Raw genomic sequence first — 24,646 nt, forward strand, 5'->3', positions numbered from 1 at the left:
AGCGTTCAATCTGAGCCAGGATCAAACTCTTCAGTTCAATTCCTGTGCTAGTTTAAAACCAGCTTCTTTTACTTCATTTACTTCTAAGCACTCAAAGGTTCTTCAAAGTGCCCACACAGTTTGTCTTTCATTTTTTAATGATCGCGCCCTAAAGGCATATAATTTTAGCTTTCGCTGAATAAGATTTTGCTCAGGAATTAAATACAAGAAGATATTTTTTCAAAAAAAATCTACTATTTTTATAACATTGAGCTCTAACAAATCACCGTGAGGTGTTTGCTAATCGGGAAATGAGGAAAATTTCTTAACCACGTTTCTTAATATAATATTTAATTTATAATTTGTCAAATAAAAATCAAATAGAACAATTTTAATTCATATTCATTATAATTCATTTAACAAAGATGTGAAGCTTAAACTAAACTTAAATGAATAGCAAATAACTAATCACGGATGATGGAGGGCTAATTATGAAAGCACTATGTTGGCATGGTAAGCATGATGTTAAAATCGAAACTGTCCCCGAGCCCCATATAATCAATAAGCAAGATGCCATAATTAGAATTACAACTACGGCTATCTGTGGATCGGATTTACACCTTTATAACGATATGATGCCCACTATGGAATCGGGAGATATCCTAGGTCATGAATTTATGGGAGAAGTTGTTGATGTAACTCCAGGGAACAAAAAATTAAAAGCTGGAGACAAAGTAGTCGTTCCTTTCACTATTTCTTGTGGCAAATGTACTTTTTGTAAACGAAAGTTATTTGCTCTATGCGAATGCTCAAATCCAAACAGTGAGTTAGCAAAAAAACAACTAGGACAATCACCTGCAGGATTATTTGGTTATTCTCATTTATTAGGAGGATATGCAGGAGGACAAGCTGAATTTGTTCGAGTACCTTATTCTGATATAGGTCCTATTAAAGTACCTTCCGATATTGAAGATGAAAAGGTTTTATTTTTAAGTGATATTTTACCTACTGGATATATGGCTGCGGAAAACTGTCAAATCAATCCTGGTGATATCGTGGCAATATGGGGCTGTGGCCCTGTCGGTCAGTTCGCCATTCAAAGTGCATGGATGTTAGGCGCTGAACGCGTAATAGCCATTGACTGCATACCCGAACGCTTAAAACTCGCGGAAACGTATGGAAAAGCTGAAACGATTAACTTCGAAAAGGAAGACGTTTACGACGCATTAATGATCATGACCAAAGGAAAAGGTCCTCATTCATGTATTGATGCCGTAGGATGTGAAGCTCATGTCGGCCCCTCCTACGATTCGATAATTGATCGGGTAAAACAAGCTGCCTACATGACTTCTGGACGAGCTCATGTTTTGCGAGAAGCAATAAAATGCTGTGCGAAAGGAGGAACTTTGTCTATTCCAGGTGTTTATGTAGGAAATTTAGACAATATCCCAATAGGAATGGCCATGAATAAAGGCCTAACCTTAAAAATGGGTCAGACGCATGTACCTCGATATACCAAACTTTTGTTAGATAAAATTTTAGAAGGGACAATTGATCCCTCCAAAATTATCACCCATCGTATCAAATTAAAAAATGCTCCTGATGCTTATGAAACCTTTAATGCAAGGGAAAAAGGATGCATTAAAGTGGTAATGACCCCTTAAATAGGAGAATTAGCATGGATATTTACGAATATTTAAAAATGGATCATGAGCATGTAGCTCATTTATTTGATCAATTTAAAGAATCTGAACTTCCAGCACGTAGAAAGCAGATTATGTCTTTAATTGCCCAGGAACTGCTTATACATGCCCATTCTGAGCAAGAAACTTTCTATGAAGCTTTAAAACAATATGATTTAACTAAAGAGGATGCGACTCATGGAAAGAAAGAACATAAAGAAATTGAAAATCAAATTAAGCTGATTCTTCATTCAAAAGAATATGGTGCCCCATGGGTAAATCAAGTGAATAAATTAAAGAAAATTGTCGAACACCATGTAGATGAAGAAGAAGGAACTATTTTTGAAAATGCACGAAAAGTCTTATCCAAGGAAGAGGCTTATGAGATAAAAGAGCGGATGCATTATGTAAAACAACACTTATTGCTTTCTTTGCAAGAAAAAGAACGCCCTAAAAAACATACAACCATTAAAAAAACGGATAAAAATAAGAAAATGCATTATAAAAAAGTAGCGAAAAAAGATGAATCTCGAGCTAGAATACATTAATAAAGGTAATCAGGTATAAGGGAGTTTTTCATATGATTTTTATTGAAAAACCCTCTTTTATCCTGATTTTTTAGTTTTCACAGGTTTCTTTTTCATACTTTCTTTTAAAAGTGATACAAAATCTACTACTGAATCGTGGCTTTTTACAGCTTTAGTAACTTTTTTACCTGATTTTAAAAGGGCTTCTGTTTGTTTATCGAGCCATTTTTGTAACACTTCCCTGTATTCATTATGATATTTTTCAGGTTCCCACTTATTGGACATGTCCTTTATTAAATCCATTGCCATCTTAATTTCTTTTTCAGAAATTTTATATGTTGTGATTTCTTCTTTAGGAACATTTAACTCTTCTTCTGAGCGTATTTCATCTTGAAAATGAATTAAATACAGCAATATACTGTTTTTATGTGGAAGAATTAAACTTAAATATTCTTTTGTGCGTAATATAGTTTTAGCTACCCCTACTTTGTTGGTTTTTTTTAATGCTTCACGAAGAAGAACGTAGGCCTTCTTATTTTTACCTTCAGGGATTAAATAATAGGGTTTAGTAAAATAGAGACTATCAATTTCATCTAAATCTACAAATTCTTCGATGTCTATTGTTTTGTATAATTCGGGGCTTGCTTTTTCAAATGCTTCTTCATTTACGATAAGGTAATTACCCTTATCATATTCATATCCTTTAACAATATCCTCCCACGCGACTTCTTTTCCTGTATTCTCATCCACTCTTTGATATTTTATTCGCGACTTAGTTTTTGAGTTCAATAAATGAAAATGAATTTCATTATTTTCTTCAGTAGAAATCAAAGAAATAGGAATAGATACAAGCCCAAAAGAAATATCGCCTTTCCAAATTGATCGTGCCATTCTCTTACTCCTAATAACCAATCATTCAAAATAAGATGGACCACGAAAAGCCTACAATATTTAGTTTAGCTCTAACTCTATAAGCTACCTACCCCTTCTCATTTTTAAGTATGAACTATTTATTAGCCCTAAAACTTCGTGGATCATTTCCATGACTATCTTTTCTAAAATTCCATTTATTAAGTATGATTCTCAACCGTTTATTCAATGGTACTTGCCTTTGATGTGGCTCTCCTTCACTACGCCACTTTTGGTTTGGATCACTATGATGTCTCTATTTATATCATTATTCTCCAATCCATTATTTCATAAATTATAGTATAATTTTACAGTTGGAGATTAATTATCACTCTTAATAAAAAGGCACTGCTCTCCAGTGCCTTTTTATTTTTCTCAATTGTTATCTTAATGAATTATAGTAAGTATCTATTGTTTTTGGCCATGTTGCCATATCAGGCCAGTGATCCTTGTCAAATCCATATTCTTTTTTCAATTTTGATTGATTTATATTTAAAATAAAACATTCTTCATCAGCATTGTAACTGATACTTTTCCAGGGAAAGGCGAAATATTTTTCTCCTAAGCCTAAAAAGCCACCAAAGGATAAAACCACATATCTGGCTTCTCCAGTGAATTTATCCAATACAATTTCTTCAATTTCGCCCAAGGATTCTAATTCAGGTGATTTTACTTCTTTTCCCTTTACATCCTCTGTTCTTACAATATTAAAATTATCCATAATTTCTCTCCTTTTGTTTTTCATTAGACATTATAGGACATAAAAAAGAGAGCAGGATGAAAAATGTATAATTTTTGTCAATTAAAGAAAAAAGGGCCAAAAGGCCCTTTTGTTAACCCCCACGTGCTAGCAAAACTATAATTAAAATAAGAAGTATTAATCCAACGCCACCACTGGGGTAATAGCCCCATCCAGAACTATAGGGCCATGTGGGTAAAAGTCCTATAAGAATAACAATTAATATTATAAATAGAAGTAAATTCATATCAGTTCCTTTTAAAATGAATTTGATACATCCTTTATAATTTTAGATCAATTTTGAACCATCGCAATTAAGTTTATCCTTAATAATTAATCTTTTAACACAAATGAAATATGACCGGTTCTTTCTAAATATGCAGCACTAACATTTTTATAAGAGGAACGGTTTATCTGTTGCCGCATCTGTTCTGTTACATCTTTTTTAGTAATATTGAGTTGATTTAATGTTTTGTGCTGAAGAACACCATCTTTAATAAGCAGGTAGCGTTTTCCTTTAAAAAAATGCTCAAGTAATGCGTATTTTCGACAAAGAATAGCTAGAGTTTTATGGACCACTGCGATGCCAGCCACTCCTACTAATGTAGAAACTAAAGTAGCTGAGCCCGTTATTCCCCTACTGATTATCCCCCCTGAAATTACAATAGCTAATAGATCAAAGGAGTTATTTAATTTAAAGCGTCTATTTCCAAATCGTATAATAAGCGTACAAAAGACTAATAATAAAATGGCTCGAATAAAAATATAGATTAAATCATGATCTTGGTTTATCGAATAAATATAAGAAAGCATATAATTTCTCCATTGCATTAAAGGTAATTCTTCTTAATTTCCTCCCATTCTAGGATCCTTTAAAATTTAATATTTTCTATATTCTCTTCTAACCACTTAAGTAATAAACGATCTTTATTTTCTTTTATTCTAGAATGCTTTTTGATCCAAACTCCTAGATTATTTTTTTCCCATTGATGAATTATCTCGGGCAAAATATAACATTTTTTACAAATAGTGGGTGTATGACCTAATAAGTCTGCAACTTCTAATATAATATTTTTTAATTGTTCTGCATCAAAGTTAATTTTAGATAACCGATAAAGCACTTCCCTACAAGCCGCCCAAGTACGAAACTCCTTTGCTGTAAAGTTAAATTGGGTTAGGTTTTGCAAAAATAAGTTAACGTCTTGTGAGCTAATTTCTATAGGATTATTATTTTCATCTAGATATTTAAATAACCTATAACCGGGAATAGACTCACATTTTTTTAAAATTCTAAGGAGCTTTTTATCTTTTAAAACCACATGCCAGGGATGAGAATTTTTCCCTTTAAAATTTAAAATAGCCTGGGTAGATCTTAATTCGAGATGCTTTTTTCTTAAGGTGGTTATTCCATAAGAATTATTTAATTTTTCATGAATTTTATTCCCAATTCTTATAAAATAATTATCCAAAAGATATATTATTGCACATATAGTCTGGGTTTTATTCATAGATACTGGCTTATTTAATTCGCTTTCGACTTTCTTACGAATGATGGGTAACATTCTCCCAAAAGGAATTAGGGATTTGAATTTATTTTCATCCCTAATAACTCGCCACAGGGGATGATAACAATATTGTTTTTTTCCTTTTATATCTCGTCCGGTGGCCTGAATGTGACTATTTTCACAAGGAGAAATCCACACATTAGTATAGGCAGGTGGAATAGATAAAGAAGCTATTCTCTGTAATGTTTTTTTATTGGTTATTTTCGTACCGTCAGGATTAAAATAGAGAAAGGAATTCCCTTTTTTTAGACGAGATATCCCCGGAACTGAATCATCCCCATAAAAAATAGAACTAGAATCTAATTTATCATCCATAATAAACGTCATATTTGAATTTAAAGTAATAACAAATATACTTTGTTAATGATGCATTTAATGAGTCGAAAAGCCTTTTTCCATATTATAGTAAAAGGAAATTAAAATGATGCTTAAAGATTTTAAATGAAAATATCCACTCGCTTTAAAAAATTAGCAACTGGAAAAAAAAAAGGAAATTACCTTTAGAGAATTATTAAATAAATTTCATCAAAAAGATAATTTTTTTATAATCATATTATTAGCAATTCCTCCCGCTACTCCTTTATCTTTTATTCCAGGATTTTCCGCCCTTTTCGGATTTATGATTGCTGTGATTAGTCTGCAGTTATTAGCGAGTCGCAAAAAAATTTGGTTACCTTCCAAATTAAGCGAAAAAAAAGTCCCGCCCCAAATCAATGAGGGGATTTTAAAATTAATTCCATATATTGAATTTCTAGAAAAATACATTAAAAACAGAGCGAAATTTCTCACGTCACGATTCATTAGACCTCTTTTTGTGGTATTCATATTTATATTAAGCCTTTTACTCATGTTACCCATTCCTTACGTGGACTTTTTTTCTTCTTCGGCTATCATTATGATATCAATGGGGATTATTCAAAAAGATGGATTGCTTATCATAGTTGCTTTTATTTTAAGCTTAATATATCTCTTAATACTTTTTTACCTATTACGTGCAGCCCTTTTCTTAATCTATAAAGCCTATAATTATTTAAAATCTCTTTTTTAATTTTTAAAAATTGACGTCATGGAAGCGAAACTATGAAGCCGATTATAAAGAAAAACTTAAAAGAACGAATAATTTGGCGCTCTGTTAAATGGCCCCTCATTCTTTTATTTTTAAGTTTAATTTTTTTATTCACTAGCTACCTGAGCTTTTATCCCTCATTTCAGAGCTGGTCCCTGGTTTTAATTATTAGTGAGAAAGCAGCTAATTTACTTATCATTACCGCAATTCTTCTAGCATTATATAATTTACTCATGTTTACTTGTACGTATTACTCCCAAAAATTGAATGCTTCTGACTCTTCCTTAGCATTAATATTACAAAATATAAAAAGCAGTGCAAAAATTATTTTTATTTTAGTATGGCTCAATATTGTACTTTCCATGCTCCTTCCATTAAAACAACTGGTATATACCAATAAGATTTTTACAATCACTCTTATTTTGGCAATTAGTTGGATTGGAATACAGGTTTTAAACACCCTAGAGGATATCTATGCACAAAAGATGAGCACATTATCATTAGAAACTCGTATCCAGATAACCGAAATATATACAAAAATACATTTATTGAAAAATATAGGATTTATTGTTATTGGTCTTATTGCAGTTGCCGCTATTTTAATGAGTTTTAGTAATGTACGTAATATGGGAGTAAGTCTTTTAGCTTCTGCTGGATTTTTAACTGCCATTATCGGTTTCGCAGGTCAAAAAACATTAAGTGCTATCTTTTCAGGATTTTGGATTATTTTAAATGGTTCACTTAAAATCGGCGATACTTTATTTATTGATAAACATTGGGCCATTATCGAAGAAATTACTTTAACCAATGTTCTTTTACGTATGAAAGATAATCATCGTTTGATTATTCCGATCAGTTACTTTTTGGAAAATAAGGTAGAAAGTTTGGGACGTAAAGGAAATAGCTTAATAACCAGCGTTTATTTTTATATTGATTATTTGCTACCTATTTCAGTTTTACGGAAAGAATTGGATGAATTTTTAAATGAATCATTGTATTGGGATAAAAATATTAAACGAATACTCATTAATAAATTAGAGCAGAACTCAGTTCAAATTCGCGTTCAGGTGAGCACTACTGAGGGGGATAAAATCTCCGAGTTTCGAGCTGAAATTAGAGAAAAGTTTTTTAATATACTCCAAGAAAAATATTCGAAATATCTTCCTAAAACTAGACAAATTGGCATTGAGAATCAGGAAGAGAAAAAAGAATAAAACATCAGCATGACAGAAAAAAACATCATCAAAAACGTCATCCACCCTAGGGTGTTAGAGAGCCATCCATTCTTATACTTACCCATGATTTTTTTATTATTACAAATGAGAATAATAACAAAAATAAGCGGCAAGGCCACGATGCAATTTATTACCGCAGCAATTATTAACCCTTGGATTAAATTTACATGCAGGAAATTCATTATTAATCCTATTATAAAGGATAAAATAATGATCCCATAAAAACATTTTGCATTCTCGAAGTCATGAAAAAGCCCATTTTTCCAGTTCAATAAGCCTGAAATTGCATAAGAAGAGGAAGTAGCTAATATTGGAATACTTAGCATTCCTAGTCCAATTATTCCTAGAGAAAAAATTAACTTAGCAACATACCCAGCATGAGGAAAACTATGTACTACTGGCTCTAGTGCTTTGGCAGCATCAGCTGCTGTTTCAATATTTTCAATTCCATTAGCATGTAAGGTGATTCCAATAACCGCAATTATTGCCCAAGTACAAATTTGTGATAGAAACATACCAAAAAAATTATCTTTTCTTAATGAATCCATTCTCACAGCAGAAATTCGCACCAAACCATTGGATTTAGAAATTTTCCTCTTCTTATTTTCCTCAACCTCTTGTGACGATTCCCAAAAAAACATATATGGAGAAATACTAGTGCCAAATAAAGCAGTTAACATAAAAAAATAATCACTTGAGAATGTAAAATGGGGTATTAAGGTATTATTTAGAAGTTCGATCCAAGGAGTTTCTACTATAAACAGTGAAATAGGATAAACCAGTATAAAAAGACATAGCCACTTTAAAATTTTCACATACATTGTATATTTGAAATAAATAACTGCAAAAACAATAATCACGGTAAAAAAAACTAATGCAATGTAATTATTGATTGGAATAAGCAATCCAAGAGCCGCACTCATTGCTCCTAAATCAGCGGCTAAATTTATTGTATTGGCCATGAATAAACAGAAAACTAAAGGAATTAGTAATTTATTCCCATAATATTTTTGAATGGTAGAAGCTATCCCTTTATTTTTAGCCGCCCCGATGCGAGCACACATTTCTTGAATAGCGGTCATCAATGGCAGCATAAGGAGAACAGACCATAACTGTCCAAACCCGAATTTCGCTCCTGATTGAGCGCAAGTTGCAATTCCAGAAGGATCATTATCCGAAATGCCAGTGATTAGACCAGGACCTAATCGATTAAAAAATCGTTGCACTTTCTTAAGATATTCTTTCATGACATATCCTTTATATGTTTATTAAAATAAAAAGGTATTTTTCCTAAAGCATATAAGGAAGCTAATTTTTGCTTTTTCGGTTTTGATCCCGAAAATATGACAGTTTCTGAAAATATCCTCTTTTTATTCCCCTGATTTATTAACCAGGCAAAACAAATTGTTCCAGGGGTTATTCCATCAATGGGTTTAGAACCCGCAATACCAGTTGTTGATACAGCAATATTTCCACAAGACAACTGCAGAGCGCCCTCCACCATTTCTCGTGCAACCTCCTCACTGGTCAGATTGAACTTATCAATAGTTTGCTTTTTTACGCCTAGAATTTTTAATTTAGCTTCTTCCGAATACACAACAAAACCGGTATCCAAAACCTGACCGCTCTTTGGGATTTTACTTAATAAATGTATGATACAACCCGCTGTACAAGACTCAGCTGTACTTAATTTGAGATTATGTAATTTCAAAAAAGAAATAAGCTCCGTTAATTCTTCTCGAGTCATTTCAGTCCTTTGATTTTTTTATAAATCATACCTAAAGAGTAAAATATAGCAATTCATTGTTTTTAAGTATTTAATTAAATTCTATTATTTTTTAAAAAAAATAAAATTATGGGATATCCCTAGTCTAAAATATAAGAAAACGATCAAAAGGACATGAATATATTAGGGAGAAGCAAATGGGACTAGGACAATATCAGAAGAAAAGGGATTTTTCTAAAACTCCTGAACCGAAGGGTATAGTAAATCCTAAAGATTCTCATCTATTTATTATTCAAAAACATGCTGCCAGCCATTTACATTATGATTTTCGTCTAGAACTTCATGGGGTTTTAAAAAGTTGGGCTGTACCTAAAGGGCCCAGCCTAGATCCTAAAGTGAAACGATTGGCTATGCACGTGGAAGATCATCCTATCGAATATGGCAATTTCGAAGGTATTATTCCCAAAGGGCAATATGGAGGAGGTACTGTAATGCTGTGGGATAAAGGGAGTTGGGAGCCTTTAGATCCCGATCCTTACTCAGCTTATGAAAAAGGACATTTGCGATTTGAATTACATGCTGAAAAATTAAAAGGACGATGGGATTTAATACGCTTTAAGGATGAGAAACATTGGTTTTTAATCAAATATGACGACGAATTCGCTAAAGATCAATCGGACTATGAAATAACTGAAAAATTAAGTAAAAGTATTAAAACCAATCAAACGATGGAACAGATCGCTAAAAATTCAGAGGATGTTTGGGAGAGTGGCGGTTCAAAAAAAAGAAAAACCACACACACTAAACTTAAATCACAAACACCTGTCATTGTACTACCTGAGGGTCTTCATAAGGTAACTTTTCCTGACTTCATCCCTCCGCAACTCGCAACTTTAGTCGATACACCACCGAGTGGAGAAAACTGGCTTCACGAGGTTAAATTTGATGGTTATAGAATTTTAGCATTTAAAAATGGGGATGAAGTTGTATTAAAATCACGAAACAATAAAGATTGGACCCAGGACTTGCTTCCTATAGCCGAAGCAATCAAAGAACTACCCTATAAAAATATTATTTTGGATGGAGAGGTTGTTCTCTTAGATAAAGAAGGAAAATCAGATTTTCAATTACTACAAAACTCAATAAAAAATAAAAAATATAGCAATTTCGTATATTTCTTGTTTGATATTCTTTATTTTGATCAATATGACTTAAGAAATCTCCCTTTGATTGAACGAAAATCTATTCTAAAAAATATTTTAAATTTTAAATCCTCAACGTTGACCTTTAGTGATCATATTGTCAACGAAGGCCAATTAATGTTTGAACACTCCTGTGAATATGGTTTAGAAGGAATCATTTCAAAACGAATTGAGAGTACTTACACATCAAAGCGTTCTAAAGATTGGTTAAAAATCAAATGCTTAAAGCGTCAGGAATTTGTAATTGGAGGCTACACTCCTCCTAAAGGTGGACGCCAATTTTTCGGTTCTCTCTTTTTAGGAGTTTTTAATGATATAGGCGAACTCGAATATGCAGGTAACGTAGGAACTGGATTTACCGAATCTAGTTTGAAAACGATTCACAACCAACTCGTCGAACATAAAGCACAAAAAAATCCATTTACATCATATCCACCGGGGCATACCACCGCAACGTGGGTTAAGCCAACTTTAGTAGCTGAAATTGAGTTTACTGAATGGACTCAAGATGGGCATTTACGTCATCCCAGTTTTAAAGGAATGCGTGTTGATAAAAAAGCAAATAAAGTCACTAGAGAGCGGGAAATACCTGTAGAAGATATAAAAAAAGAAGAGAAAAAAGAAGTATCTTCAAAAGCGTCAAACAAAAGTATAGTTAAATTAACTCACCCTTCTAAAATTCTCTATCCCGAGGATAATATCACAAAACAAGATCTTTACGATTACTATGAAGCGGTAAGTGATTATATGCTTCCTTACCTCACTTTAAGGCCTTTAACCCTAGTGCGGTGTCCTGATGATTATGGAACCTGTTTTTATCAGCGTCATTATAATAAGGGAACTCCAAAATTTCTTCATCCGGTAGAGATGAAAAATGAAGATGAAATAGAAAAATATATTTATTTGAATGATACGCAAGGCCTTTTAAGTCTTATACAGATGGGAGTTTTAGAAATCCACCCGTGGGGAAGTACGATCTCCCATTTGGATCAACCGGACATAATTATTTTTGATTTAGATCCTGCTCCAGATGTTCCTTGGAGAAAAGTAGTAGAAGGAGCGCGGGAAGTCCGAAAATACTTAGAAGAATATAATCTTCAGTCTTTTGTAAAAAGTACTGGTGGAAAAGGTCTACATGTGGTGATTCCTATAAAACCAGAATATGATTGGGAAGAAATAAAGAACTTTACGAAGGTGTTTGTCCAATTCCTAGAACAAATAAAACCTCAAAATTATATTAGTAAAATGACAAAATCGAAACGCTCAGGAAAAATATTTGTTGATTATTTACGTAATCAAAAAACTGCAACAGCTATAGGACCTTATTCTACGCGAGCTCGTCTTCACGCCCCTATAGCTACTCCTCTTTCTTGGGATGAACTCAGTGATCGAATGGAGGATAATACGTTTAATATGAGAGCCCTCTTACTTCGTTTAAAAAATTTAAAAGAAGATCCCTGGAAAAATTTTTGGGATGTAAAACAATCATTGGGTCTAGATAAATTGTAATTCCTAAATCTAGCGATTCGAATGAGGTCTTAAAATAATTTAAGACCTCATTCGGAACTTATTTTTTCTTACCGCCCCCATCTTGTTTATTTACCGTACGCCAAGCTCGCTCTTCAGCTTCCTTTTTAGAAACTCCTTTTTTCTCGTAAGAGTTTTCGATATGCTCAGCTTGACGTTTTTGTTTGTCGGTATAACTTGATTTATCTCCTTTACTCATAGCAACCTCCTTTTCGTCAGTTAAGCTCACTATTAAAACAATACCTTTATTATAGTTCTAAATTTCGCCTCTTTCGGTATGTCTCAATATTAAAAGGGTTTTCCTTATATCGGTTGACAAAGAAATATAGCAGGCTAGTCTTTATATAGTGCAATGCAATATTTAAAATGATTGGAGAATAAACATGGATATGAACAAAAGGACTAGTGAAATGAAAAATAAAGTGAATGAATTCAGCGCTAACGCTCAAGAAAAGGCTGAATCAATAACTGAACAAGTGAAAGACTCAATGTCAGATATGTATGAAGAGAGTAAGAAACAATTTAATAACATGGAAGAATATGTAGAAGAGTATGCAGACGAATTACTGCAAAAAGTAAAAGAAAATCCCCTAACCTCTTTGCTTATTGCGGGTGGAATCGGATTTCTAATTTCTAGACTCTTAAAAAAATAATCCTTTATCTAAGATAGCCACTAAGCGGTGGCTATCTTATCAGAATACCTACTTATCTTTCGTTATAGACCTTCCTACAATTTGATACCCTCGCTAGGGGAAGAGATATGGGTATTGTATTGATTTTCTAGGTTATATAATTGTATCGCATTTTGCATAATTTCAACTGCCTCATAAAATTGACTTCGAGGAGTCTCAGGAAGTTGTTTTAGGTAGGCAACTGTATCGATGTTATTGGGTGCAAAAAGATCACTTGAAAGATAACTGGGATTTCGTAAAACTTCTTTCATCTCATTTTCAAGCGATAAATATTCCTCAACCATCTCTTTAACCGACCAGCCTGGAATATTATTTGAATTTTTTAATATGACAGGTAATAAATTGTTAACCATCAATAAATAAAATGTTAAAAGCATAGATAATGTACGACCAACACCATCAGGAAATGGGTGGTGTAAAACCATGTATTTTATAAATTTGAATATGGCGGTCAATTTTTCACGTTTTGAATTTGACTCCGAAATCTCTTTCTTATAAGTCATTAAGTGGGAATGGCAAACTTCATTAAGGTATCGCTCCACATCAACAATTTTTTCATCCATTTCAGAGCAACGGATATTGATTACCTGATCTTGCTTGAGCATATCCCAAATTAATACTGCTTTTTCTCTAGGATCAAAATCCTTATCCCTGGTACTAGCAATAACTTTTCCACTCTTATCAATAAAGGAGAGTCCTTTACACTCAGGTGTCTGCATGTAGAGTAAAATTTCAAAAATGCCATCAAAGGTATTTTGTTTCGAGTCCAATGCCCATCCAACTAACGAATTTTTCCTGAACTCACCTTCTCTTACAATTGTAAATAGATTCTTGACACCCGCTGTACATGAAGCATGAAGCGACTTTATAAATTCTATATCAAGAGCATCTGCCTGATGTAAATTTTTTAAAATAAAGGCAAAGCCATGTGCCATACCAAGCATGTAACCAGGCTCTGATTGCTCAAAACCAGTCCATGCTCTACGCATTTCGATATAATCTTTAAGTAATTGTTGGTCTTGTTCCTCAAACTTGAAAAAATGTATAATTAAATTCAGTAAACTTAAATTAAATATTGAGAATCCTCGAGTTGCCAGCTGATATAGTTCATTTAGTTTAACCGTTTCTAAATATTCCATAATTTCCTCTCTTTTGAGGATTCTGTAAGCTCCATGAAAATTAATTTTTATATCTTCCAGGGACTTAATAAGCAAATCGTATGAAAATTGTCTGTCATCATACCTCGAGCGCTCAACAAAAAAACGCCAAAGTTCGATACATGGGAAGTTTTGCAAGAAATAATGCGCTTTATTTTTTTCTTTGTTAGGTTCTGAGAAAAAAAATTTTTTCATTCTAAATACCTCTGTATTTTCTATTCTTTTGTTTAGATAAATTGACCCACACGTAAATGTTCATTCGAGAAAAGGTAGATATGTATCAACAAAACTATGGAGTAATTTTCGGGAGGATTTATAAATAAAAACAGTCTATTGACCTCATACGGAGCATGGATAATGTAAATTTTTATGCTTAAAAATACATAAAGCGATTAATGATATATGTGGACTGATTAACTTAAATATCTTCCTCAACAAAGACTACTGCTCATGCTTCATAGTTTATTGATTAGGAATAACTAAGTTTACCTGTCCCCCATCCATCCTTAACATTCGTCTGCTAATTGGATGAATCATTAATATTCAGGTGAAATTATATTTGGATTTTATTAAGAGATTATTAAGGATCTTAAAAAATGTAGCGTCGAATGCTTTCAAGTTAATAGTTACCAAACCGCGTCAAGGTTGAGTAATCATCAGAGGCTTAGTTTCGCCCCGCACTCGATTTCATGACTATCGGATCCCATGGCGGGAATTTCAATTCGGATGGATTCACATATAATTCTTCTTTAAAACATAAGTCGGTAGACTAAGATTTTTTAAAAATCATAGTCTACCTTTTTAGTTATTTTTGTTCACAGGTGATTTTAGTACAATCTCTACAGTTTTTTGCTGCAAAAGCAAAAGAATCTGCCGCAGAACCTTGTTTATTCGCCATTCGATCATCAGCAGCCTTATCTGCTGCTACATCGCTACTGCTAGCATTAGTAGTACAATTCCATTTTGAGTTCATATCGGTGGCAGAAAAACCTACATTGGATGATAAAATAAGAATAGCTAAAATTAATTTTTTCATGTTAATCCCTTATTTAAATTGATCTTGGAAATCTTTTACCGCTTTATTGACCTCATCTTTTGAGTAACCATAATGTTTTTGTAATTTTCCATAAATTTCCTGATGAGACCCTTCAATTTCTTTAAAGTCATCGTCAGTTAATTTACCCCAAGTTTTTTTCATTTTTCCTTTTATTTCTTCCCATTTTCCTTGAAATATATCTTTATTCACAATGTTCTCCTGATGAAAGGTCTAAAATACTCAATTAAAGAAGAGCGAATTTGTCGACTTAAAGAAGGGTCACCTCTCTTATTTTCCCACTGAATGTTTTGCAGCTTCGGAAGAATGATGCTGAGCATGTTCATGGTGACCGCGAGCTAAATGTGCATGGTGATGGCCTTGTTCATGATCTCCAGATTGATGGTATTTCGCAGCTTCATTGTGATGTTCAGAAGCTTTTTTATGGTGTTCTGCTGCAAGTGTATGGTGTTGTTTTAATTTATCTTTATCCATATGATTGTTCATTTTACGTTCCTTATTGTTTAATACAGCTTTTAGGATAGTTGCTGAATTCATAATCCCAGTCAATTTAAGGAAAATGCCTAGTATTAATTAAGGATTTTTATAAGATCTAATTTAAATTATCGACTATATTTAGATATATTATCTAAGGGAGATACACATGGACGAATACAACCAAAAAGGATCATTTACAGCTAAAGAACATTTAGAGAAAGCTTCTTGTCAAATGTTAGAAGAAGGTTTCAATAAAGTTTGCGAATTTGAACAAACTATAGAAAAACATATAAACGACCTTTCCTGGAAAATAAAGAATAAACCGATGACCTCCGTCTTAATTGCAGCAGGTATTGGATATATTTGGGCGAAATTGACCAAATAAATCTTAATCTTTATCAATAGAAATAATTCTTCTTATATTTGCTTAAGAAATGAATTCTAAATGACTTAATAAAGTTAAATATAAAGGGATTTTATTATGAACAAAAATAAGCTTCAAAGACCCCCTCAACATCAAAATAAGCAACCGGGAGTAGAAAAAAAAATGCATCCCGACCCCATTTATCTCATTCCAAACTATCAGGGAAGTAATAAACTAAAGGGAAAAAAAGTTTTAATTACAGGAGGAGATAGTGGCATTGGTAAGGCTGTAGCCTGCTTATTTGCACAAGAAGGAGCTGATATTTTTATTCATTATTTGGATGAACATGAGGATGCGAAGCAGACTAAAAAAAATATAGAAGAAATAGGACAAAAATGTTGGTTAAATCATGGCGATTTACAGGAATATTCCACTTGCGAAGAACTAGGTAAACTATGCATAAAAGAATGTGGAACGATTGATATTCTTATCAATAATATTGCGGTTCAATATCCTCAAGATAGTGTAGAAGAAATTAGCTGTGAACAAATGGAACGAACTTTTAAAACTAACTTTTTTTCTTGTTTTTATATGACAAAAGTTTTATTACCCCACTTAAAGAAGGGCTCTGGAATTATAAATACCACCTCGGTGACAGCTTATAAAGGAAACGATCACTTAATAGATTATGCTTCAACGAAAGGAGCATTAGTGGCATTTACACGGTCTCTTTCGCAAAATTTAGTTAAAAAAGGAATCCGAGTAAATGGGGTAGCACCAGGTCCTGTATGGACCCCGTTAATTCCTTCTAGTTTTGAAGCAGATGAAGTGAGTCATTTTGGAGAACAAGTGCCTATGAAACGCGCTGCTCATCCTTATGAAATTGCTCCTGCATATTTATACCTTGCCTCTGAAGATTCCTCTTATATGACAGGACAAATATTGCACCCCAATGGAGGGGTCATAGTAAATGGCTAGTAAAAATTTGTTTAATCACCATCTTTAAACTCTATATTTCTTTCGCTTAACTGGGGGAACCACTTCACTCTCGAAAATGGTTCCCAATTTGCAAAGTTTCATCTTTAATGGATATGTTTGAAACAACCTGGTAAGCAAATTGTTCTAGCTTACTCAATGGTAGATCATTTAGATGTATTAACTGTAGACCTCGCAATATTTTCTTGCTTACCCTAATTTTAAATTTAACACTCGTATGGTATTAAATTATATTATTTTAAACGGCTCACCTTATGTATAAAGGATTAAATCTTAAATTGGGCACTATGCTCCTTCTGTATTCGTTTTCTCTTTTCGCCGAGGATGATCCGTGTCGTGGTAAAAGCATGTTACTTAGCTTAATTAATAGACCTTCCTTTTCAGATAGCGCCTGTACCGTCCCTGCAAAAAAGTTACTGGTAGAAGGCGGTTTTCAAAACCAGCAAATAATGGGAGAAGGAACCCAAGTGAATTTCCCTGAATTAGGTGTTCGAATGGGTTTGTCCAAAGAATCTGAATGGGTTATCAATCCATCGAATTATATCCACCAGACAATTTATCCTTTCTCAGGAACTTCACCTACATGGTTTGGGATAAAATATCGGGTTTATTATAATAAAAATTGGGTAATTACAGGGGAAGGACTAATCTCCCCACCGAGTGGAAATGAAAATTTTGGTAGCCCGCACTTAGAAGGTACCTTTAATGGAATCCTTTATCATGAAATAAATGATCAATTATCCTGGCAAGTTCAGATGGGTATTAGTGAATTCAGTGATCCTGAAAGTTCAGGTGGACAACACTATGAAAGTTTTAATCCTGATTTTCTAATTAGTTATACGTTTAAAGAAAAAATTAATGCGTATTTAGAATTATTTGGGCAAACTAAAACAAGTTCAGAAGAATCCTTTGGGTTAATTGGAGGAGCAGGATTAATTTATCTTTTTAATTCTAAAACCACCTTCGATATAGAGTTTTATCAGCATATTAAAGGAGAGCTTTTAGGATTTGAACATTTTATAGGCGCTGGGATGACAAGGTTATTTTAATGTAGTATTAGATAAAAAAAGGGAAACTCCTAGAACTATCCTGATAATCCTTAAACTTTTAATTTTAGCTTTTATTAATACAATCAGTGGACTATGTTTAAATAATTTAAGACAGTTAAAACGAGCGTGAAATGGAATTTTTAAAACAGTTGAAAGAACTTATCAATGCAAAAATTTCTGTTTACAAAACAGCTTATTCTTTACTCTCCCTGGAGGCACAACTCGCCAGATTATCTATTGTTCCATTATTGTTAACCATATTTATGCTTTTTATTGTATTAATAACAGTATGGTTATCAATTACAGTATTAATAGGATATTCCTTTTTTTTATTTTTTAATCGCCCTATTCTTGCTTTTTTTCTTATTATATTTTTAAACATAGGATTACTACTGGGTTTAATTCGATATCTTTCCTTTAACATAAAAAACATGAGTTTTGAGAAAACACGAGCTTATTTTTTTCAAAATAAGAGCATGCAAGAGGAACTCGAGAAAATTAATAAAAACCTAGAAAATAAAAACTAATAAACCGTATTTTATTCAGCAATCTAACTCCTCCTTATTACTTGATTGAAGAATTTGAAATCCTATACTATATTAAAAGTACAAGTATTATACAGACCATCTTGCGATGGTCTTTGCTTTTTTGAGAAAAACTATGTTATACCGACTTTTATTAAATTATTTTAAAATTAGACTGTTTCAATTTCTCCTTTCTAAAATTCTAAAAAGCAAAGCCCCAGTTTCTTTAAATAAATTAAGCTTTGTTGATTATGGGATGAAGGTAATTTTATCCTTTATCGAAAGCAAAAAATTCGCAAATAAAAAATAATAGGGAAATGTTACTTTTACTACTGTTTCCCCTAGGTATATAGGGGTTACCCTCTCTTTGACTTTACTAAATAATAAACTATTATAAAATTGTGCGATGCAACAAGGAGCGTATCATGCAACAATTCAAACTGAATACATTTAATAAACTGAATCAGCCTTTACAACAAATCGCTGAATTAAATAATGAAACATTTCCAAAATTTTCTTATTTAAAACCTGAGGATTTTCAAATGAATAATCCACAAGTTTTGGTAGAAAAAAGTGTGCAAATTTTTATAGAAAATAGTCATCGAAGTCTTGATTATATGCACCAATTATTTAATATTTGGGAACATTCGTGGGAAAATATCTCTCAAGAAGCCCGTGAAAAAACCCAGGATATGATGAAACAGTCTCAATCTTATGCCTCTTCAATGGGTAAAGAACTATCTCGTTCTGCCCCATCTAGAGCATCTACTAAAAGCACTTCTAACTCAAAGAATAAGACCTCTTCGTCATATTCTAATTTAACCAAAAATGGTCAGTCCCGAAATACACCTCAACATACCGCCTCATCTGGGAAAAGGGAGGGTATGTCCCAGAAAAAAAAATAAAATTCAACTAAAATTGAATTAGGACATATTTAAACCATAAGGAGAAAACAATGGGTTATATTATTGGATGGTTATTAGGTATACCGGTGAGTATTCTTTTATTGATTTGGCTTATCTCTCATGTTTAAAAGGAAATTAACATGCACAACGAAACATTAATAAAAACGTCAGATTGCTGTAGAACTACAGTAACTCATATTAATTGGACCGGAATTATAGCAGGCGCATTTGTCGGAGTTGGCCTTGGTTTTTTACTTAATCTTTTTGGCATGGCCATTGGCTTAAGTGCTTACAGCTCTTCTCCAAATGGAGCTGCAGTAATCGCTATAGGTGGGGTTATTGGTTTGTTAATCGGGGTAATTGCTGCAATGGGAGCTGCAGGATTTGTAGCGGGATATGTAGGTCGATTTTATCATTGTTATTGTCATGGTGGAGTGCTTTATGGTTTTATCACTTGGAGCCTCGCTTTAATATTGAGTATCTTGCTGATCGGCCCTACAGCAAATTATATTTCCTCTTATGAAAATGCTCTAAGCCCCTCGTTCGCACCAGTAGAGGTTACTAATTCCGTAGTTGGGAATAAGGTTGTAGCTGGAGAAAAGAACAACAATAATCCGGGTGTATCCGTGCAAGCCAAACATCTGGCTTGGAGTGGTTGGGTTCTTTTCATTCTCTTTTTTGTCGGCGCGTTTTCTTGCTGCATTGGAGCTTGTTTGGGTATGCACTGTAAGAAAGAAGAGGTTGAGGTCAGTACGACTGTCCCTCCCCGCAACATCCCCAATGATAAAATATAATTTTATACTACCCATTTCCTTGTGAAATGGGTAGATTGCTGTCCCGCCTACCCTTCTACAAACTGCTTTATTGAGAAGGACTCTCAAGACTTAACTTAAGTTGCATCATTTTATCGGTCAAAACAAATAACAACCAAACAGGTATTTTTGACACAAAATGGGTAAAGACCAAGTCATTGTGAGTTTATGTAGAGCATGACAAATTGGATAGCTGATTTTATCCTTCAATATTTCTTGGATCGTGACCGTGGCTATCCTTGGCTTCTATCTTTCCATGTTTATCATGAATCACAAGCTCAGTGTGTTCTTTAATACTCAGCTCGCGAGCTCTATTCACAGCCTCTTCTTTAGTATTAAAGTGTAGCTTGTTTGAACTATGCGTTAAGCTGATATCCCAACCTCCCTGAGAATTAGGAACAACATGATGCTCTCTATGCATTTTCTTTCCCTCCTGGTATCTATGAATCACTTTATTGCGCTCAAATTCAACTAGAATTATTAAATTATAGCCGAATTCCCAATTAAGATTATTTGATATGTGAGCTTCACTTCATCGAATATTTCACCACAAAGAACATTAAAAAAATGAATAGTGCGATTGATTTAAGGTTTAGCGAAAGAAAAATTAATTTGTAAGAGCCATATTAAAGCACTTTAACTTTCCCGATTATTTACTAATATTAAAATATAATAGAACAGGGAGTATTAAATGAAAAAAAATGAACAGAAGGATCATCCCGAAGTTACACATATTAAAAATATCTGTGATGTTACAAAAGAAGCATCTGAAGATATTTGCAAAAAAGTTAATGATCATAAAAATGCTAAAAAAATAAGTCCCCAAAAGGCTAAGCCCAAGAGATAGAGACTTGGATTTTAACTTTGCAACGAAAAGATTTGCTAATGTTTACCTTAAATTACAAATATAAAACAGTATACTATTTCTTTATTAAATGACTTTAAGGATAAATTATCATGAACTCACTTAATGGACTTAAAGTTGCTATTTTGTTGACCGATGGTTTTGAACAAGTGGAAATGGTAGAACCTAGAAACGCATTACAAGCTCAAGGAGCACAAACCTTTCTCATTTCAAACAAATCAAGAGTTCAAGGCTGGAATCATTCGGATAAAGGGGATACTTTTGAAGTAGATATCCTCTTAGAAAATGCTAATCCCAATGATTTCGATGCATTAGTACTACCTGGAGGTGTGATGAATCCAGATACATTACGTACCTTGCCGGAGGCTGTAGAATTTACCAAAAAAATTAATCTTCAACAAAAAACCATTGCTGCTATTTGTCACGGACCCTGGCTTCTGATTAATGCTATGGCAGTAAAATACAAACGCCTTACCTCCTGGCCATCGGTGAAAATTGATTTAATTAATGCAGGTGGAATATGGGTCGATGAAGCGGTAGTTAAAGACGGTAATTTAATTACAAGTAGAAAGCCTGATGATATCCCCGAGTTTAATAAAGCTCTTATAGAGCACTTAAACAATAATAAAAAAATAAATTCTACCAAGAAGTCCCAATAAGAACTTTATAAGTTGAAAATCTTTTTTTAACTTATGTACGTTCGACATGAACTCGAAGATATTTATGTAAAATTTCTTCACATATTTTTTTATATTTTTTTCTAAAAATTTCAGTTGTTCATCACTCAATTTTTCTAAATCAAGGGTCTTATTGGGGGATGAGATTTAATTAATTCATCTAACTTTAAATTTATAATTTTATTATCACGATTTTGCGTATGCTGAATTAAAAAAACCATTAAAAAGGTAATAATAGTTGTCCCTATGTTGATCACGAGCTGCCATGTATCTGAAAATTTAAAAATAGGACCTGTAATTATCCAAATCATTATAAGCAGAAGTTACTTGGTGCACATTACTCGATGACTGATATCCCCATAAAGAGTGTAATTTGAAGATAAGCTCTTTACCCAATGCAAGCTCCTGAAAGAGCTAACATACAACACCTACCCATGGACTGCTCACAGCCGTCAAGACACACACTTGCGCAGTGCGTTAAAATTATAGTCTATAATAATCTTAATAATTGAGGATACATGGAAAAAGTCCAATTTATGATTAGTTTTTTTCAATATAATGCTACAAAAGATGCCGCTCGTTTAATTAAGCAAATCAAACCTGAGCAGATAAACTTGCTTTATAATCTGTCACCTTTTGCGATAATAGCAGAATTAATAGCAGCCGCTTTTTTATATTTTGGATTAAGTGAAGTGACTAATTCCACCTTATTAATCGCATGGCTTACATCCACTTATATTTTCTCTGATTTTTTAAAAATAGGATTATTTTATCTTTATAAAAAAAAAAATAATCTTCTTAGAAATCAAGACTTTCTAATTTTATTTAATGTAGGTGTTTTATTTTCAGGTTTGTCGTGGGGGTTTGCAAGTTCTATTTTGATACCAAGCAGTGATGCTTTGCATCAAATATTTGTCGTATTTTTAATTATTGGTGTTACGGCGGCTGCAAATTTGCTTTATTCGCCTGTATTAACCACATATCTTCTATTTCTTATTCCTGCTTTTGTCCCTTTTATTATATGGATGTTTTTGCAGGGGCAATTATATCTTATATTAGGATTTTGCGGCATTATTTACCTCGGAGTAATGGTAGTTGTTTCCTCTTTCTCCAATCAATTACTTAAATCCACTCTTATGTATCGATTTACAATTATTGACCTAAGCTCTATCAAAGCAGTATTAGAAAAGACAGTTGCTAAGCGAACTAATGAGCTTGAAAAACTATTAGCACTTACTAAGTCAACGCTCGAATCAACAGCAGATGGCATTTTAGTTGTCGATAGCTTGGGAGCTATCGAATATTATAATCAGAAATTCCTTGATATGTGGAATATATCAATACAATTCATTGCAACTCATAATGATGAGGAGGCGATTAACTATGTGTCAAATCAGCTTAACAATGCCACTGAATTTATAGAAAAAATAAAATATCTTTATGAAAAGCCTGAATTAGAAAGTTTTGATGTATTACATTTTAAGGACGGTAAAATTTATGAACGGTATTCCAAGCCTCATTGGCTAGAAGGCAAGATAATAGGTCGAGTTTGGAGCTTTAGAGATATAACCATACGAAACAAATTAGCCTATCAAGCTAATCACGATGCCTTGACAGGACTACCTAACCGCACTTCATTATATGCTCGGATTGAGCAAGCCATCACTTATGCTGCTCGGTTAAACCAGATTTTAGCTGTATTCTTCTTAGATGTTGATGACTTTAAACTAGTTAATGATAACTTAGGTCATGATTCGGGAGATAGCTTATTAAAAGTCGTTGCAAAACGTTTAAAGGAGTGTATTCGAGAGAGTGATACTGTGGCTCGCTTTGGTGGTGATGAGTTTGTGCTAGTTTTTATGGCACCTACTTTCAAAGATATTACCCTTATTGCTCAAAAAATATTAAATCAAGTTGTACAACCTATCAAATTGTCTGCGCACGAGGTGATAGTCACAACCAGTATAGGAATTAGTACTTACCCCAAAGATGGGGCTGACACAACTTCTCTGTTAAAAAATGCAGATATGGCTATGTATCTTGCTAAAAAAGAAGGCCGTAATAATTTTCAATTTTACAATAATTTTATTAACGAACAGTCTTTGAAACGTCTTGAAATTCAGACCCAAATACATAAGGCTATGGAGAATAATGAGTTTTTTATTCTTTATCAACCGATCTATAATTTAAATTCAGGCGCTCTTATGGGTGTTGAAGCGCTACTTCGTTGGCAGCATCCGGAGTTAGGCCTTATTCCCCCTCATGATTTTATCCCTATTGCAGAAGATAATGGATTAATCTGCCAGTTAGGTGAGTGGGTATTTAGAACTGCATGTAGACAAAATAAAGTGTGGCAAGATTTGGGCTTACCACCCATTTTTATAACGGTAAATGTCTCTTCTCGACAATTGAAAAAAGATAACTTTGTAAGGAGGATTGAGGCTATTTTAGAAGAAACGGGGCTTTCTCCTCAGTATTTAGAGATTGAATTTACCGAAAGTGCTTTGATAAAAAAGTCACCCGAATTGAATAATACATTACTTAGCCTCTCAAGGATGGGTATAAAGATGGCCATTGATGATTTTGGCACAGGCTATTCAAGCTTAAGCTATTTAAAAACATTTCCCGTTAGTAAACTTAAAATTGACCAATCTTTTGTTCAAGAGTGCACTCATAGTTCTAATGATGCTTCCATTGTTGAAGCAATTATTGCTATGGCTCACGGTTTAAAGCTACGTGTTATCGCTGAAGGAGTTGATACCAGTGATAAAGTTGCTTTTTTAAAAAAACTCAATTGTGATGAAGCACAAGGTTTTTTCTATAGTTTGCCTTTAGAAGTATATGAAGTTACTCAATTATTAAAAAACACTATAAACAATTTATGTGTTTTCAGACATAGGTAATCGTGACTTTGCAG

29 protein-coding genes are annotated in these 24,646 nt (G+C 33.2%); 15 read left to right on the forward strand and 14 right to left on the reverse strand.

Translation table 11 applies throughout. From position 1 onward, the window contains the following. Positions 1 to 470: 470 nt before the first annotated feature. Complete coding sequence (locus tag ACWTE2_RS08720) at positions 471 to 1,643, forward strand: zinc-dependent alcohol dehydrogenase (RefSeq protein ID WP_454785031.1); 1,173 nt, start codon at positions 471 to 473, stop codon at positions 1,641 to 1,643. Positions 1,644 to 1,657: 14 nt separating this feature from the next. Further along, the gene (locus ACWTE2_RS08725; RefSeq protein WP_454785032.1) at positions 1,658 to 2,209 is read left to right on the forward strand and encodes a hemerythrin domain-containing protein; all 552 of its coding nucleotides are present in this window, start codon (positions 1,658 to 1,660) and stop codon (positions 2,207 to 2,209) included. Between the two features lie 57 nt (positions 2,210 to 2,266). Here ACWTE2_RS08725 and ku read toward each other — a convergent pair whose 3' ends face one another. The 5 genes from ku to ACWTE2_RS08750 all read right to left on the reverse strand — a co-directional run bounded on the left by ku (position 2,267) and on the right by ACWTE2_RS08750 (position 5,716). Further along, positions 2,267 to 3,079: a non-homologous end joining protein Ku gene (ku, locus tag ACWTE2_RS08730; protein WP_454785033.1), complete on the reverse strand. Its 813-nt coding sequence runs from the start codon at positions 3,077 to 3,079 to the stop codon at positions 2,267 to 2,269. A gap of 400 nt (positions 3,080 to 3,479) precedes the next feature. Further along, positions 3,480 to 3,818: a PRC-barrel domain-containing protein gene (locus tag ACWTE2_RS08735; RefSeq protein WP_182393133.1), complete on the reverse strand. Its 339-nt coding sequence runs from the start codon at positions 3,816 to 3,818 to the stop codon at positions 3,480 to 3,482. Positions 3,819 to 3,930: 112 nt separating this feature from the next. Further along, positions 3,931 to 4,083 carry a DUF3309 family protein gene (locus ACWTE2_RS08740; RefSeq protein WP_182393132.1) on the reverse strand — a complete coding sequence of 51 codons (153 nt, stop codon included), beginning with the start codon at positions 4,081 to 4,083 and terminating at the stop codon, positions 3,931 to 3,933. An 86-nt stretch (positions 4,084 to 4,169) separates the two neighbouring features. Continuing rightward, positions 4,170 to 4,649, reverse strand: a complete 480-nt coding sequence (locus tag ACWTE2_RS08745; protein ID WP_454785034.1) for a DUF421 domain-containing protein — start codon at positions 4,647 to 4,649, stop codon at positions 4,170 to 4,172. Positions 4,650 to 4,708: 59 nt separating this feature from the next. After that, complete coding sequence (locus tag ACWTE2_RS08750; RefSeq protein WP_454785035.1) at positions 4,709 to 5,716, reverse strand: DNA topoisomerase IB; 1,008 nt, start codon at positions 5,714 to 5,716, stop codon at positions 4,709 to 4,711. Between the two features lie 178 nt (positions 5,717 to 5,894). Between ACWTE2_RS08750 and ACWTE2_RS08755 the strand changes: the two genes are divergently transcribed. Together ACWTE2_RS08755 and ACWTE2_RS08760 are read left to right on the forward strand one after the other, a co-directional pair. Continuing rightward, positions 5,895 to 6,449 carry an exopolysaccharide biosynthesis protein gene (locus ACWTE2_RS08755; RefSeq protein ID WP_454785393.1) on the forward strand — a complete coding sequence of 185 codons (555 nt, stop codon included), beginning with the start codon at positions 5,895 to 5,897 and terminating at the stop codon, positions 6,447 to 6,449. Positions 6,450 to 6,481: 32 nt separating this feature from the next. Next, positions 6,482 to 7,681, forward strand: coding sequence for a mechanosensitive ion channel family protein (locus ACWTE2_RS08760; RefSeq protein ID WP_454785036.1), 1,200 nt, complete (start codon positions 6,482 to 6,484; stop codon positions 7,679 to 7,681). On the opposite strand, the gene ACWTE2_RS08765 is transcribed toward ACWTE2_RS08760, so the two are convergent. Together ACWTE2_RS08765 and ACWTE2_RS08770 are read right to left on the reverse strand one after the other, a co-directional pair. After that, entirely contained in the window at positions 7,660 to 8,949 is a 1,290-nt protein-coding gene (locus tag ACWTE2_RS08765) for an NRAMP family divalent metal transporter (RefSeq protein WP_454785037.1), read from the reverse strand. The two genes, ACWTE2_RS08760 and ACWTE2_RS08765, sit on opposite strands and share 22 nt — an antisense overlap. Next, the gene (locus tag ACWTE2_RS08770) at positions 8,946 to 9,449 is read right to left on the reverse strand and encodes a CinA family protein (protein WP_454785038.1); all 504 of its coding nucleotides are present in this window, start codon (positions 9,447 to 9,449) and stop codon (positions 8,946 to 8,948) included. The genes ACWTE2_RS08765 and ACWTE2_RS08770 overlap by 4 nt, the downstream gene beginning before the upstream one ends. 176 nt (positions 9,450 to 9,625) lie before the next feature. Here ACWTE2_RS08770 and ligD point away from each other — a divergent pair, with 176 nt between their 5' ends. Continuing rightward, a complete protein-coding gene (gene ligD / locus ACWTE2_RS08775) occupies positions 9,626 to 12,139 on the forward strand; it encodes a DNA ligase D (protein WP_454785039.1) in 2,514 nt (837 codons plus the stop codon). Between the two features lie 58 nt (positions 12,140 to 12,197). On the opposite strand, the gene ACWTE2_RS08780 is transcribed toward ligD, so the two are convergent. After that, positions 12,198 to 12,356 (reverse strand): hypothetical protein, encoded by a 159-nt coding sequence (locus ACWTE2_RS08780; protein ID WP_454785040.1) that lies wholly within the window; start codon positions 12,354 to 12,356, stop codon positions 12,198 to 12,200. 211 nt (positions 12,357 to 12,567) lie between these two features. On the opposite strand from ACWTE2_RS08780, the gene ACWTE2_RS08785 reads away from it, so the two are divergent. After that, entirely contained in the window at positions 12,568 to 12,810 is a 243-nt protein-coding gene (locus ACWTE2_RS08785) for an ElaB/YgaM/YqjD family protein (protein ID WP_454785041.1), read from the forward strand. A gap of 74 nt (positions 12,811 to 12,884) precedes the next feature. On the opposite strand, the gene ACWTE2_RS08790 is transcribed toward ACWTE2_RS08785, so the two are convergent. From ACWTE2_RS08790 to ACWTE2_RS08805, 4 genes are all read right to left on the reverse strand, one after another. Next, positions 12,885 to 14,201, reverse strand: a complete 1,317-nt coding sequence (locus ACWTE2_RS08790) for a hypothetical protein (protein ID WP_454785042.1) — start codon at positions 14,199 to 14,201, stop codon at positions 12,885 to 12,887. 610 nt (positions 14,202 to 14,811) lie between these two features. Beyond that, positions 14,812 to 15,042 (reverse strand): hypothetical protein, encoded by a 231-nt coding sequence (locus ACWTE2_RS08795; RefSeq protein ID WP_454785043.1) that lies wholly within the window; start codon positions 15,040 to 15,042, stop codon positions 14,812 to 14,814. Between the two features lie 9 nt (positions 15,043 to 15,051). After that, complete coding sequence (locus ACWTE2_RS08800) at positions 15,052 to 15,252, reverse strand: CsbD family protein (RefSeq protein WP_454785044.1); 201 nt, start codon at positions 15,250 to 15,252, stop codon at positions 15,052 to 15,054. Positions 15,253 to 15,330: 78 nt separating this feature from the next. Continuing rightward, entirely contained in the window at positions 15,331 to 15,546 is a 216-nt protein-coding gene (locus ACWTE2_RS08805) for a hypothetical protein (RefSeq protein WP_454785045.1), read from the reverse strand. 157 nt (positions 15,547 to 15,703) lie between these two features. Between ACWTE2_RS08805 and ACWTE2_RS08810 the strand changes: the two genes are divergently transcribed. The 6 genes from ACWTE2_RS08810 (at position 15,704) to ACWTE2_RS08835 (ending at position 20,169) form a co-directional block, all read left to right on the forward strand. Then, the gene (locus ACWTE2_RS08810; protein WP_454785046.1) at positions 15,704 to 15,922 is read left to right on the forward strand and encodes a hypothetical protein; all 219 of its coding nucleotides are present in this window, start codon (positions 15,704 to 15,706) and stop codon (positions 15,920 to 15,922) included. A 96-nt stretch (positions 15,923 to 16,018) separates the two neighbouring features. Continuing rightward, complete coding sequence (locus ACWTE2_RS08815) at positions 16,019 to 16,879, forward strand: SDR family oxidoreductase (RefSeq protein ID WP_182393117.1); 861 nt, start codon at positions 16,019 to 16,021, stop codon at positions 16,877 to 16,879. 272 nt (positions 16,880 to 17,151) lie between these two features. Continuing rightward, positions 17,152 to 17,946: a transporter gene (locus ACWTE2_RS08820; RefSeq protein WP_454785047.1), complete on the forward strand. Its 795-nt coding sequence runs from the start codon at positions 17,152 to 17,154 to the stop codon at positions 17,944 to 17,946. Positions 17,947 to 18,077: 131 nt separating this feature from the next. Continuing rightward, entirely contained in the window at positions 18,078 to 18,473 is a 396-nt protein-coding gene (locus ACWTE2_RS08825; RefSeq protein WP_454785048.1) for a hypothetical protein, read from the forward strand. Positions 18,474 to 18,895: 422 nt separating this feature from the next. After that, positions 18,896 to 19,375: a hypothetical protein gene (locus ACWTE2_RS08830; RefSeq protein ID WP_454785049.1), complete on the forward strand. Its 480-nt coding sequence runs from the start codon at positions 18,896 to 18,898 to the stop codon at positions 19,373 to 19,375. Positions 19,376 to 19,515: 140 nt separating this feature from the next. Further along, positions 19,516 to 20,169 carry a hypothetical protein gene (locus tag ACWTE2_RS08835; protein WP_454785050.1) on the forward strand — a complete coding sequence of 218 codons (654 nt, stop codon included), beginning with the start codon at positions 19,516 to 19,518 and terminating at the stop codon, positions 20,167 to 20,169. Between the two features lie 217 nt (positions 20,170 to 20,386). Here the strand turns inward: ACWTE2_RS08835 and ACWTE2_RS08840 are convergent, their stop codons facing one another. Continuing rightward, positions 20,387 to 20,608 (reverse strand): DUF2188 domain-containing protein, encoded by a 222-nt coding sequence (locus tag ACWTE2_RS08840; RefSeq protein ID WP_454785051.1) that lies wholly within the window; start codon positions 20,606 to 20,608, stop codon positions 20,387 to 20,389. A gap of 270 nt (positions 20,609 to 20,878) precedes the next feature. On the opposite strand from ACWTE2_RS08840, the gene ACWTE2_RS08845 reads away from it, so the two are divergent. Both ACWTE2_RS08845 and ACWTE2_RS08850 read left to right on the forward strand, forming a co-directional pair. Then, a complete protein-coding gene (locus ACWTE2_RS08845) occupies positions 20,879 to 21,034 on the forward strand; it encodes a hypothetical protein (RefSeq protein ID WP_454785052.1) in 156 nt (51 codons plus the stop codon). 110 nt (positions 21,035 to 21,144) lie between these two features. Next, a complete protein-coding gene (locus ACWTE2_RS08850) occupies positions 21,145 to 21,711 on the forward strand; it encodes a type 1 glutamine amidotransferase domain-containing protein (RefSeq protein WP_454785053.1) in 567 nt (188 codons plus the stop codon). 134 nt (positions 21,712 to 21,845) lie between these two features. On the opposite strand, the gene ACWTE2_RS08855 is transcribed toward ACWTE2_RS08850, so the two are convergent. After that, positions 21,846 to 22,040, reverse strand: coding sequence for a low affinity iron permease family protein (locus ACWTE2_RS08855; RefSeq protein ID WP_454785054.1), 195 nt, complete (start codon positions 22,038 to 22,040; stop codon positions 21,846 to 21,848). Positions 22,041 to 22,247: 207 nt separating this feature from the next. On the opposite strand from ACWTE2_RS08855, the gene ACWTE2_RS08860 reads away from it, so the two are divergent. Beyond that, on the forward strand, positions 22,248 to 24,632 hold the full coding sequence (locus ACWTE2_RS08860) for a putative bifunctional diguanylate cyclase/phosphodiesterase (protein ID WP_454785055.1): 2,385 nt from the start codon (positions 22,248 to 22,250) through the stop codon (positions 24,630 to 24,632). The last annotated feature ends 14 nt before the right edge of the window (positions 24,633 to 24,646 follow it).

This window comes from Legionella nigrisilvae, assembly GCF_977063395.2.